Raw genomic sequence first — 12,582 nt, 5'->3', positions numbered from 1 at the left:
TGTCACCCGGGCGAACCGCGGGGCTGAGCGTCTGATGCCGTGTCACCCTGGTGGGTTGCGGGGCTGAGCGCCTGATGCTGCGTCACCCGGGTGGGCTGCGGGGCTGAGCGTCTGATGCCGTGTCACCCGGGCGGGCCGTCCGCGCAGGACAGCCCGCCCGGCGCGTGATCCGCTGAAGGCGTGCCCGACCCCAGGCCCCCGCAGTCCGCTCCCCGTCCCCCCGCGTCCGCCCCCGGGCCCGCACGGCCCGCCCCGGCCCCGCCGCTGCCCGAGCCCGTACGCCGCCTCGCCGCCTGGTGCGCCGTCGTCCTGCTCGTCAGCGGCGTCGTCTACGTCGGGATCCGGCTGTGCGTGGAGTTCCGTACGGCGGTGGTGCCCGTGCTGCTCGCGCTGCTCGGCTCGGCCCTGCTGGGCCCGCTGTACCGCCGGCTGGTGCGGGCCGGGGTGCAGCGGTCGCTGGCGGCCGGGCTCACCTGCGCCGCCGTCGTCGCCGTGGTGGGCGGGGCCGTGTACATCGTGGTGGCCGCGCTCATCGACACCGGCGACCAGATCGTCGCCTCGCTCAGGGACGCCGCCCAGGACCTCGCCCGCCACTTCGGCGCGGCCGGGACCTCGCTGGACGACCTCGCCGCCAACGCGCGCGAGCTGCTGTCGAAGTTCGGCGGGACGGCCGCCTCCGGGGTGATCAGCGGGGTCAGCGTGGTGGGCGAGATCATCGCCATGGCCGTCCTCGCCCTGCTGCTCGTCTTCTTCTTCCTGCGCGACTCCGGCCGGGCCGCCGGTGCCCTGCGCTCGCTCGTCCCGCGCGGCGGCGGCGACGCCGCCGAGGCGATGGCCCGACGGGCCTTCGAGGCCGTCGAGGGCTTCATGCGCGGGACCACGATCATCGCCCTCATCGACGCCGTGTGCATCACCGTCGGCCTGCTCGTGCTCCGCGTGCCCGGCGCCGTCGGCCTCGGCGCGCTGGTCTTCGTCGGCGCCTACATCCCCTACCTCGGCGCCTTCATCTCCGGGGCGGTGGCCGTGCTGGTGGCGCTCGCCGACCGGGGGTTCGCCATCGCGCTGTGGGCGCTCGGGGTGGTGCTGGCCGTGCAGGTGCTGGAGGGGCACGTGCTCCAGCCGCTGATCCAGAGCCGTACGGTGCAGATGCACCCGGCGGTGGTGATGGTGACGATCACCGGGGGCGCGTCGGTGGCCGGGGTCGTGGGGATGCTGCTGGCGGTGCCGCTGACGGCCGCCGCCTTCGGCGTCGCCCACGAACTGCGGGACCGCTACGCGGCGGCCCAGCCGCCCCCGGAGCCCTCGGATTCCCCCGAGCCCTCGAAGTCCGGGGAGCCCTCGGCCCCGGACTCGTAGATCTCGAACCAGATGCTCTTGCCCTGCCCCCGCGGCGCCACCCCCCACGCGTCCGCGAGCAGCTCGATCAGCATCAGGCCGCGCCCGGAGGAGGCCATCTCCCCCGGCCGGCGCTTGTGCGGCAGGTCGGCGCCGTTGTCGAAGACCTCGACCCGGATCCGCCGCTCGCCCGGCTCCCCGGTCACCTCCGCGACCAGCAGCGCGTCGGCGTCGGTGTGGACGAGGACGTTGGTCAGCGTCTCGGACAGCAGCAGGACCGCCGCGTCCGTCTGCTCCCCGTCGGGCCAGTCGTGCAGCAGGTCCCGCAGATGCCGGCGGGCGGTGGCGATCCGTTCGGGTTCGGCCTGCGCGATCGTGAGCATCGTGCGGCGCACCGGGCGCCGTACGGCGGTGTCCTCGTCGCGGTGCAGCAGGACCACCGCGATGTCGTCCTCCCGCCGGTCGGCCAGCGGGCCGGTGGTGTGGTGGGAGGACGGACCGATCACGGCCTGCACCAGCGTGTCGGCCAGGTCGTCCAGGCCGCCGTGGTGCTCCTCCAGGACCTGCCGCAGCCGCAGCCAGCCGGTGTACAGGTCGTGGCCGCCGGTCTCCACCAGGCCGTCCGTGCACAGCATCAGCGTCTCGCCGGGCTCCAGGGCGAGCCGCGTGGTCGGGTAGTCGCAGTCCGGGTCGATGCCGAGGGGGAGCCCTCCGGCCGTGGCCCGCAGCAGCGCCGTCCCGTCCGCCATGCGCACCACCGGGTCCAGATGGCCGGCGCGGGCGGTCTCCACCGTCCCGGTCGCCGGGTCGACCTCGGCGTACAGGCAGGTCGCGAAGCGGAGGTCACCGGGGTCGTCGGGGTTGTCGGCGAGGCCGTGGAAGAAGCGGGAGGCCCGGGAGAGGACCGCGTCGGGGCGGTGGCCCTCGGAGGCGTACGCGCGCAGGGCGATGCGCAGCTGGCCCATCAGGCCCGCCGCCCGCACGTCGTGCCCCTGCACGTCGCCGATGACCAGGGCGAACCGTCCCTGCGGCAGCGCGATCACGTCGTACCAGTCGCCGCCCACCTGGAGTCCGCCGCCGGTGGGCACATAGCGGGCGGCGACGCCCATGCCGGGGATCCGCGGGCCCAGCACCGGCAGCATCGAGCGTTGCAGCCCGTCGGTCAGCTCCCGCTGGGACTCGGCGTCACCGGCCCGCGACAGGGCCTGCGCCAGCATCCGGGCGACCGTGGCCAGCACCGACCGCTCGTCCGGGGTGAACGCCACCGGGTAGGAGAAGCCGGCCATCCAGGCGCCCATCGTGCGGCCCGCCACGGTCAGCGGCATGAACGCCCAGGAGCGGCGGCCGAAGCGCTGGGCGAGCGGCCAGGTGAGGGGGTAGCGGGACCGGTACTCCTCCGGGGAGGACAGATAGACCGCCCGGCCGGTGCGGACCACTTCGGCCGCCGGATAGTCCGTCTCCAGGGACATCTCGGTGAACGGGCCCTCGTCCCCCGAGCGCTGCCCGTGGTGGCCGATGACTGTCAGCCGGTCGCCCTCCACGCCGAACACCGCGAGCCCGTCCGGGGAGAAACCCGGCATCGCCAGGTTCGACACGACCCGCAGCACCTCCTGCGTGGACCGCGCCTCCGCCAGCGCCCGGCCCGCGTCCAGCAGGAACGCCTCCCGCGAGCGGCGCCAGTCCCCGGTGACCGCGCCGCCGCTGCCGGTGGCCGTGCCCGGCTCCGGGTCGGTGACCTCCTGGAGGGTGCCGATCAGCTCGTACGCCTTGCGCTCCGGATCGAAGGACGGCCGGGAGCGGCTGCGCAGCACCCGGACCACCCGGCCCTGCTCGTCCATGACCCTCAGACGGGACTCGGCGAGGGTGCCCTCGGCCGCGGCGAGCTGGACCACACCGGCGATCTCGTTCCAGTCCGACGGGTGGAGCCGGGCGCGGACCCGGGCCTCCGCGAGGGTCGCCCGCCGGGCGGGCAGCCCGAACAGGCGTGCCGCCTCGGCGTCGACCGTGACCTGCCCGGTCCCGGTGTCGCAGTGCCATACGCCGGTGGCCAGGGCGGCGAGGACGTCCCCCACGGCGGGCAGGGGCTCACCAGTACGCATTGCCCCACTTTAAGAAGATGTCTTCGCGCACTGCCACCGAAGACGCACCGGTCTGCGGCCCGGCGGACGCGCCCGGGGCACGGGAGGCGAACCGGAGGGACGGGAGCCGAAAGGGAGGCGAGCCGACAGCGGGGCGGCCGGTACCCTGGGAAAGTCCGGGCACCGGGCCCCGGAGATTCCCGAATCCGCGAAGACTGGATGAACGACGATGCATCGGTACAGGTCCCACACCTGCGGCGAGCTCCGCGCCTCTGACGTCGGCACCGACGTCCGGCTGAGTGGCTGGCTGCACAATCGGCGCGACCTGGGCGGCATCCTCTTCATCGATCTGCGCGACCACTACGGCATCACGCAGCTCGTCGCGCGCCCGGGCACCGAGGCGTACGAGGCCCTCGACAAGGTCTCCAAGGAGTCGACCGTCCGGGTCGACGGCCGCGTTGTTTCACGTGGAACCGAGAACGTGAACCCCGATCTGCCGACCGGCGAGATCGAGGTCGAGGTGAGCGAGGTCGAGCTGCTGGGCGCCGCCGCCCCGCTCCCCTTCACCATCAACACCGAGGACGGGGTCAACGAGGAGCGGCGCCTGGAGTACCGCTTCCTGGACCTGCGCCGCGAGCGCATGCACCGCAACATCATGCTGCGCACGGCGGTCATCGGCGCGATCCGGCAGAAGATGACGGCGCTCGGCTTCAACGAGATGGCCACGCCGATCCTCACCGCCACCTCCCCCGAGGGCGCCCGCGACTTCGTCGTCCCCTCCCGTCTGCACCCGGGCAAGTTCTACGCCCTCCCGCAGGCGCCGCAGCAGTTCAAGCAGCTGCTGATGATCTCCGGCTTCGACCGCTACTTCCAGATCGCGCCCTGCTTCCGTGACGAGGACGCCCGCGCCGACCGCTCGCCGGGCGAGTTCTACCAGCTCGACGTCGAGATGAGCTTCGTCGAGCAGGAGGACGTCTTCCAGCCGATCGAGAAGCTCATGACCGAGCTGTTCACCGAGTTCGGCGGCGGGCGCGAGGTCACCTCCCCGTTCCCGCGGATCCCGTTCCGCGAGGCGATGCTGAAGTACGGCTCCGACAAGCCGGACCTGCGCGCCAAGCTGGAGCTCGTCGACATCACCGACATCTTCGCGGGCTCGGAGTTCAAGGCGTTCGCCGGCAAGCACGTGCGCGCCCTGCCGGTGCCGGACGTCGCCGCCCAGCCCCGCAAGTTCTTCGACCAGCTCGGCGACTACGCCGTCTCGCAGGGCGCCAAGGGCCTGGCCTGGGTGCGCGTCGGCGAGGACGGCACGCTCACCGGCCCGATCGCGAAGTTCCTCACCGAGGACAACGTCGCCGAGCTCACCAAGCGCATCTCCCTGGCCCCCGGCCACGCGGTCTTCTTCGGGGCGGGCGAGTTCGACGAGGTCTCCAAGATCATGGGCGCGGTGCGGGTCGAGGCCGCCAAGCGCGCCGGTCACTTCGAGGAGAACGTCTTCCGCTTCTGCTGGATCGTCGACTTCCCGATGTACGAGAAGGACGAGGAGACCGGCAAGATCGACTTCTCCCACAACCCCTTCTCGATGCCGCAGGGCGGCATGGAGGCCCTTCAGTCCCAGGACCCGTTGGACATCCTGGCCTGGCAGTACGACATCGTCTGCAACGGCGTCGAGCTGTCCTCCGGCGCGATCCGGAACCACGAGCCGGACATCATGCTCAAGGCGTTCGAGATCGCCGGGTACGACAACGAGACCGTCGAGCGCGAGTTCGCCGGCATGCTGCGCGCCTTCCGCTTCGGCGCCCCGCCGCACGGCGGCATCGCCCCCGGCGTCGACCGCATCGTCATGCTGCTGGCCGACGAGCCCAACATCCGCGAGACGATCGCCTTCCCGCTCAACGGCAACGCCCAGGACCTGATGATGGGCGCGCCGACGGAGCTGGACGAGTCCCGGCTGAAGGAGCTGCACCTGTCGGTGCGCAAGCCGCAGCCGAAGTAACCCCCGAGGGCAGTAAACCCCCGACGGCAAGGACAGGGGCCCGGCACCGGATCGCATTCCGGTGCCGGGCCCCTGTCCGTGCGTCTCGTGGCTTGTCAGCCGGTGGGGTCCTCGTCGAACAGCTCCTCCGCCCGCTCGACGGTCAGGGCCCGGCCGAGCCAGTCGTCGAGGCGGTCGAGATCGGTGCAGGAGGTGATGCGCTCGCGGACGGCGTCGGAGACGGGGATGCCGCGCGTCTCCAGGACGCGCAGGATGCCCCGCGCCTCTCCGCGCGCCTCTCCCTTCGCCTCGCCTTCGAGGTAGGCCTTCTCGATGAGCGTTCCCCGCCCGGGGAAGTAGGTGACGACAGACGACATGATTTCCTTCCACCTGTCTCCGGCCGGGGTGCCCCCCAGGCTGATCTCAAGGAACTCGTAGAAGTAGCGGGACGCCTCGACGTCTTTGGCGTGAAGGGCTCGGCCCAGCGCTTCCAGTATGGCGTCGATGTGCGGGCTGTGGGCGTGGGCCAGGGCCGAGTTCGCCTGGAGGCAGGCGACGTAGTAGGCCCGGCTCGACGCCTTCTTCCCGTCCTTCCGGCTCTGCGCCTCGATGGCCAGCAGGAAGTCGTCCCCGTCGGAGGGACCGATGCGCAGCACAGTGTCCAGGCGCCGTTCGAGCGGCTTGGTCTCCGTCACGTCGGTGACGATCGCGTCCACGGTCGCCTTCTCGGGCAGCGCGATACCCAGCGCCTGGAAGACGGGGGTGCGGATCAGCGGGCGACGAACTGGGTCAGGATCGCCTGGATCTCGTAGATGTCGACGCCCTTGGTGAAGGTCTTCTGGATCGGGGCCGGGTTGCCGGAGATCCAGATCTTCAGTTCGGCGTCGAGGTCGAAGGTGCCGGCGGTCTCCACGGAGAAGTGGGTGATGCTGCGGTACGGGACGGAGTGGTACTCCGTCTTCTTGCCGGTGATGCCCTGCTTGTCGACCAGGATCAGGCGGCGGTCGGTGAACAGGATGGTGTCCCGGATCAGCAGGCAGGCGGCGTGGACCTGCTCGCCGGGGCCGAGCAGGCGGGCGTAGTCCTGCTGCGCCTGGGACGGGTCGATGCTGTGTGCGTTTCCGAACAGGGCCATGGCTGGCTCCCCCCACTCATGGGCCGGCCTCGATGGCGAAGCCCTTGCGGCCGTGACTCTCATGATCTTCGCTTTCGGGGCGGCTCGTCCAGATCCGGCGGTAACAGGCGTGCCACAGGCGTGCCACAGACGTGAGCCCGGTGACACCGAGCGGTGTCACCGGGCTCACGGGGTGCTGCCGGGGGGCTTACTGCGGTTCGCCGCCGAAGCGCTCCTTGTAATCCGCGAGGTCGTCGTCCGTCAGCTTGGCGAACAGGACCGGCGGGACCGTGAAGGGGGTGCCGGCCGGGACGGAGGCCAGGGCCTTCGCCTCGTCCTGGGTGACCCAGGACGCCGTGTCACCGGGGAGGGTGAAGGCCGCGCGCATCGCGGCGGAGGTCGCCGGGATGAACGGCTCGGAGACCACCGCGTACAGGTGGATCAGGTTCATCGCCGTGCGCAGGGTGAGGGCGGCGCCGTCCTTGTCGGTCTTGATCTCCAGCCAGGGGGCCTTCTCCTCCAGGTAGGAGTTGCCCGCCGACCACAGGGCGCGCAGCGCCGCGGCGGCCTTGCGGAACTGGAGGGCCTCCATCTGGGACTCGTACTCGGCGAGGAGGCGTGCGATCTCCTCACCGAGCCGCGCCTCCGCCTCGCCGGGCTCGCCGCCCGCCGGGACCTCCTCGCCGAAGCGCTTCCTGGAGAAGGACAGGACCCGGTTGACGAAGTTGCCGAGGGTGTCGGCCAGGTCCTTGTTGACCGTGGCGGTGAAGTGCTCCCAGGTGAAGGACGCGTCGTCCGACTCGGGGGCGTTGGCCATGAGGAAGTAGCGCCAGTAGTCGGCGGGCAGGATCTCCAGGGCCTGGTCGGTGAAGACGCCCCGCTTCTGGGACGTGGAGAACTTGCCGCCGTAGTACGTCAGCCAGTTGAACGCCTTGACGTAGTCGACCTTCTTCCACGGCTCGCGCACGCCCAGCTCGGTCGCCGGGAACATCACCGTGTGGAAGGGGACGTTGTCCTTGGCCATGAACTCCGTGTAGCGGACCGGGTTCTCGCCCGTGTCGGCCTCGTACCACCAGGACTTCCAGTCGCGGTTCTCCGGGTCCTGGTCCGCCCACTCCTTCGTCGCCCCGATGTACTCGATCGGCGCGTCGAACCAGACGTAGAAGACCTTGCCCTCGGCGGCCAGCTCCGGCCAGGTGTCGGCCGGGACCGGGACGCCCCAGTCCAGGTCGCGGGTGATCGCGCGGTCGTGCAGGCCCTCGTTCAGCCACTTGCGGGCGATGGAGGCGGCGAGCTGCGGCCACTCCTCCTCGTGGGCGGCCACCCACGCCTCGACCTCGTGCTGGAGCTTGGACTGGAGGAGGAAGAGGTGCTTGGTCTCGCGGACCTCCAGGTCCGTGGAGCCGGAGATCGCCGAGCGGGGGTTCAGCAGGTCCGTGGGGTCGAGTACACGGGTGCAGTTCTCGCACTGGTCGCCGCGGGCCTTGTCGTAGCCGCAGTGGGGGCAGGTGCCCTCGACGTAGCGGTCCGGGAGGAAGCGGCTGTCGGCGGGGCTGTAGACCTGCCGGATCGCCCGCTCCTCGATGAAGCCGTTCTCGTTCAGCTTGCGGGCGAAGTGCTGGGTGATCTCGACGTTCTGCGGGGAGGAGCTGCGGCCGAAGTAGTCGAAGGCGAGCGCGAAACCGTCGTAGACCGCCTTCTGGGCGTCGTGCGCCTGGGCGCAGAACTCGTCCACGGGGATGCCCTGCTCCTTGGCCGCCAGCTCCGCCGGGGTGCCGTGCTCGTCCGTCGCGCAGATGTAGAGGACCTCGTGGCCGCGCCGGCGCAGGTAGCGGGCGTACACGTCCGCCGGGAGCATGGACCCCACCATGTTGCCCAGGTGCTTGATCCCGTTGATGTACGGAAGGGCGCTGGTGATGAGGTGTCGAGCCATCGCGGGCTGCTCCCAAGTCGTTACGTGTAGTGACGATCTCGTGGTTTCGGGTCGTCCGTGGAACCTTGAAATCGTAGCCGACACGGGTGGGCCGCCCGCTTCCTGTTTCGAGGGGTGGGAGGGCGGAAGGGGGCGGCCCGGAGGAGGAGGGAGGAGGGGGAGGGGGGAGGGGCGAGGAGGGACCGTCAGGGGCGCCAGGAGGCGAGGAGGCCCTCGTACATCTCCTTGTCGGTCAGTTCGCGGGGGGTCTCGCCGGCGAGGAAGTGGGACGCGTTGCCCGTCTTCAGCTTGCGGAGGTAGTCGAACGCCTTGCTCTCCGGGTCGCCGAAGGCGACGAAGGAGAAGAAGAGGGAGGGGTGGGTCTTCGCCGCCTCGGTGAGGGCCTGGGTGGCGGGGGTCCTGGCGTCGGGGGCGCCGTCCGTCTGGAAGACCACCAGGGCGGGGGTGCCGGGGGCCGCCTTCTCGTGCGCGGCGTGCCGGGCGACGACTTCCGCGACGGCCGCGTGGTAGCTGGTACGGCCCATGCGGCCGAGGGCGCCGTGCAGCTCGTCGATCTTGTTCTCGTGGTCGGTGAGGGTGAGCTCGCCGGTGCCGTCCAGTTCGGTGGAGAAGAACACGACGGGGACCGTGGCCTCGGGGTCGAGGTGCGCGGCGAGGGCGAGGGTCTGCTCGGCGAGTGCCTGGGCGGAGCCGTCCTTGTAGTACGGGCGCATCGAGGCGGAGCGGTCGAGGACGAGGTAGACCTTGGCGCGGGCGCCGGTGAGGCCGCGCTTGCGGAGGGCGGCGCCGGCGGCCTTGTAGGCGGGGGAGAGGTGGGGGGCGCGGGAGCGGAGGCGGGCGGCGGGGACGGCAGGGGTGGCAGGGGTGGCGGGGGCGGCGGGTTTCCTGGCCTCGGCTTCGCCTTCGGCCGGGGGTGTTTTCCCACCCGCACCGCCCGCACCGCCCGCACCACCCGCACCGCCCGCACCGCCCGTGCGGCCTTCGTTGTCGGGTGCGGGTGGCCCCTGGGGGGCCTTCTCGCCGTCGGCGGCTGCGGGTTCGGGGGTGGCGGGTTCGGTGGCTGTGAGGGCCGGGGCTTCGGGGGCTGGCTGCGGGTCCGGGGCCGGTTCGGGTTCAAGCGTGGCCGGGTCCGGGGCCGGTTCCGTTTCGGGCGTGGCCGGGTCCGGGTCCGGGGTTGGTTCGGGTTCGCTCGGGGTGGGCTGCGGGGCCTGTGCCGTCTCCTCCGGCTCCGGCTCGGAGCCGGCGCTTCCCTCCTGCTCCGGCGTCCGGGCCGGCCTCGGGACCGCGACCTTGTCGAAGGCAGCGACGACGAGTTCGTGTTCCTCGGGGGCGGCCGGGCGGGGGTCGGGGACCTGGGGCTCGGCGGCGGCGGAGGAGGCGTCGGCGCCGGGCTGGGGCGGAAGCTCCGGGTCGGGGGAGGGCTCGGCGGCGGGCTCGGAAGGCGCCTTGTCCGCGGCCGGTGCGGGGACCGGTTCCGGGTCCGGCGTGGAGGCCGGCTCCACGTCCGGCGCAGGGGCCGACTGCGCGGTCGGCGCGGGAGTGGGCTCCGTGACCGGATCGGGGGCGGGCTCCGGGGCCGGGTCGGGGGCGGTCTCCGTGACCGGGTCGGGAGCGGGCTCCGTGGTCGGCTGTGGCACCGCACCCTCCGCCGGGGCGGTCTTCGCTTTGCGTGACCGGCCGAATGTGTTCCGCAGGAGAGTGAGAAAGCCCATGTGCGCAACCCTTCGCATGAGGTGAAGCCCGTCAATCCCTGGCCAGGACGGACACGTAAGGTTAGCGGCCCCGGAATGTGATCTTGGGCAGGATCTGGCACGGAAGCGCGGTCACGTCAAGCCGGGACCCGGCCTTCCCGCCGGTTGCCGTGACTTCACTCGTTGTTCATCCTGGCGCCCGTTTCTCGCACGTACGTGCTTTTACGGTCGCTGGCATCCAGGGCACCCAGGACATCCAGGGAGAACAACCGTGCGCAAGCTGCTGCCGCTGATCGGAACGCCGTCCGGGGCGCACCCCGGTGGACGGTCCGCCATGACCTGCCGTTTCCGGTGTGGTGACGCCTGCTTCCACGAGGTGCCCAACACCAGCTCCAACGAGTACGTCGGTGATGTCATCGCCGGCGCGCTCAGCCGCCGTTCGATGATGCGGGCCGCCGCCGTCGTCACCGTCGCCGCGGCGGGCGCCGGGACGGTCACCCTCGCGGGGGCGCCCGAGGCGCAGGCCGCCCCGGCGGCGCAGGCCGCGGCGCGCGGGAAGCAGAAGGGTGCGCGCGGGCTGCGGTTCACGCCGGTGGCGCCGAACACGCGGGACGCCGTGGTCGTACCGGACGGTTACCGCCAGAACGTGGTCATCCGCTGGGGCGAGCCCATTCTGCGCGGGGCGCCCGCCTTCGACCCGGAGAAGCAGACCGCGAAGGCGCAGGCCGGGCAGTTCGGCTACAACAACGACTTCCTCGCGCTGCTGCCGCTGCCCGGCGAGCGCGGCCGGCAGCTCCTCGTCGCCAACCACGAGTACACCGACGAGGTGCTCATGTTCCGCGGGTACGACCCCGACAACCCGACCCGCGAGCAGGTCGAGATCGCGTGGGCCGCGCACGGGCTGTCGGCCGTGGTCGTGGAGGAGGACCGCAGGACCGGGAAGCTGACGCCCGTCACCCGGCACCACCTCAACCGGCGGGTCACCGCCACCACCGAGTTCCGGCTGACCGGGCCCGCCGCGGGGACGGAGCTCGTGAAGACCTCCGCCGACCGGTCCGGCACCAAGGTGCTCGGCACCCTCAACAACTGCTCCGGCGGCACCACCCCGTGGGGCACGACGCTGCACGGCGAGGAGAACTTCAACCAGTACTTCGCCAACGGCGGCCGGGCGACCGACAAGCGGTACGGGATCGGCACCGGTGCCACCGAGCGCAAGTGGGAGCGGTTCGACAAGCGGTTCGACGTGGCGCAGGAGCCGAACGAGGTGCACCGCTTCGGGTACGTCGTCGAGCTCGACCCGTACGACCCCGACTCCACCCCGCGCAAGCACACCGCCCTCGGCCGCTTCAAGCACGAGGCCGCGACCGTGCGCCTCACCCACGACGGCCGCCCGGTCGTCTACTCCGGTGACGACGAGCGGTTCGACTACTTCTACAAGTTCGTGAGCAGCAAGCGGATGAAGAAGGGCTCGTCCCGGGCCGTCCGCGAGCACAACCTGTCGCTGCTGGACGAGGGGACGCTGTACGTCGCCAAGCTCACCGGCGACTCCCCGGCCATCGAGATCGACGGCACCGGCAAGCTGCCGGCCGACGGCGAGTTCGACGGCGCCGGCCAGTGGATCCCGCTGGTGACCGCCACCGCCGACGGCGCCGTCTCGCACGTGCCGGGCATGACCGCCGAGGAGGTGTGCGTCTTCACGCGCCTGGCCGGCGACAAGGTCGGCGCGACGAAGATGGACCGCCCGGAGGACATCGAGCCCTCCCCGGTCACCGGCAAGGTCTACGTCGCCCTCACCAACAACTCCAACCGCGGCAAGGCCGGTTACGCGGGCCCCGACGAGGCCAACCCGCGCCCCGGCAACAAGCACGGGCACGTCCTGGAGCTGACCGAGCGCTGGAACCGGCCGGAGAGCACGGCGTTCGCCTGGTCGCTGTTCCTGGTCGCCGGTGACCCGCAGGACCCGGCGACGTACTTCGCCGGCTTCCCCAAGGACGCCGTCAGCCCGATCTCCTGCCCGGACAACGTCGCCTTCGACCCCCACGGCAACCTGTGGCTGTCCACCGACGGCAACGCCCTCGGCAGCCACGACGGCCTCTTCGGCGTCGCGACGAAGGGCGACCGGCGCGGTGAGCTCAAGCAGTTCCTGACCGTGCCGACGGGCGCGGAGACCTGCGGTCCGCTCGTCCAGGACCGGCGGGTCCTGGTCTCCGTGCAGCACCCGGGAGAGGTCGACGGCGCCTCGGTGGAGAAGCCCGCCAGCACCTGGCCCGACGGGCCCGGGAAGATCGTCCGCCCGGCGGTCGTGGCCGTGTGGCGCGCGGACGGTGGTGACGTCGGCGTCTGAGCCGCGCGGACGGTGGTGATGTCGGCGTCTGAGCCGCGCGGACGGTGGTGATGTCGGCGTCTGAGCCGCGCGGACGGTGGTGATGTCGGCGTCTGAGCCGCGCGGACGGTGGTGA

At 71.8% G+C, this 12,582-nt stretch carries 8 protein-coding genes; 3 read left to right on the top strand and 5 right to left on the bottom strand.

What is annotated here, in order from left to right; genetic code table 11:
* The first annotated feature begins 264 nt into the window (after positions 1-264).
* The gene (locus ABZ340_RS11845; RefSeq protein ID WP_358781662.1) at positions 265-1,356 is read left to right on the top strand and encodes an AI-2E family transporter; all 1,092 of its coding nucleotides are present in this window, start codon (positions 265-267) and stop codon (positions 1,354-1,356) included.
* Here the strand turns inward: ABZ340_RS11845 and ABZ340_RS11840 are convergent.
* A complete protein-coding gene (locus tag ABZ340_RS11840) occupies positions 1,272-3,434 on the bottom strand; it encodes a SpoIIE family protein phosphatase (RefSeq protein WP_358781597.1) in 2,163 nt (720 codons plus the stop codon). The two genes, ABZ340_RS11845 and ABZ340_RS11840, sit on opposite strands and share 85 nt — an antisense overlap.
* 208 nt (positions 3,435-3,642) lie before the next feature.
* On the opposite strand from ABZ340_RS11840, the gene aspS reads away from it, so the two are divergent.
* Positions 3,643-5,406, top strand: a complete 1,764-nt coding sequence (gene aspS, locus ABZ340_RS11835) for an aspartate--tRNA ligase (RefSeq protein WP_358781596.1) — start codon at positions 3,643-3,645, stop codon at positions 5,404-5,406.
* Between the two features lie 95 nt (positions 5,407-5,501).
* Here the strand turns inward: aspS and ABZ340_RS11830 are convergent, their stop codons facing one another.
* The 4 genes from ABZ340_RS11830 to ABZ340_RS11815 form a co-directional block, all read right to left on the bottom strand.
* Entirely contained in the window at positions 5,502-6,101 is a 600-nt protein-coding gene (locus tag ABZ340_RS11830) for a hypothetical protein (protein ID WP_358781595.1), read from the bottom strand.
* A gap of 53 nt (positions 6,102-6,154) precedes the next feature.
* On the bottom strand, positions 6,155-6,520 hold the full coding sequence (locus ABZ340_RS11825) for a PH domain-containing protein (protein ID WP_358781594.1): 366 nt from the start codon (positions 6,518-6,520) through the stop codon (positions 6,155-6,157).
* 187 nt (positions 6,521-6,707) lie between these two features.
* Complete coding sequence (metG, locus tag ABZ340_RS11820) at positions 6,708-8,432, bottom strand: methionine--tRNA ligase (protein ID WP_358781593.1); 1,725 nt, start codon at positions 8,430-8,432, stop codon at positions 6,708-6,710.
* 185 nt (positions 8,433-8,617) lie between these two features.
* Positions 8,618-10,144, bottom strand: coding sequence for a VWA domain-containing protein (locus ABZ340_RS11815; RefSeq protein ID WP_358781592.1), 1,527 nt, complete (start codon positions 10,142-10,144; stop codon positions 8,618-8,620).
* Positions 10,145-10,394: 250 nt separating this feature from the next.
* Here ABZ340_RS11815 and ABZ340_RS11810 point away from each other — a divergent pair, with 250 nt between their 5' ends.
* Entirely contained in the window at positions 10,395-12,467 is a 2,073-nt protein-coding gene (locus tag ABZ340_RS11810; RefSeq protein ID WP_358781591.1) for a PhoX family protein, read from the top strand.
* The last annotated feature ends 115 nt before the right edge of the window (positions 12,468-12,582 follow it).

It is taken from the genome of Streptomyces sp. NPDC006134, assembly GCF_040628835.1.
Lineage (GTDB): Bacteria > Actinomycetota > Actinomycetes > Streptomycetales > Streptomycetaceae > Streptomyces.
The sequence above is the reverse complement of the archived record's forward strand: the minus strand, read 5'-3'. Positions and strand labels throughout refer to the sequence as shown.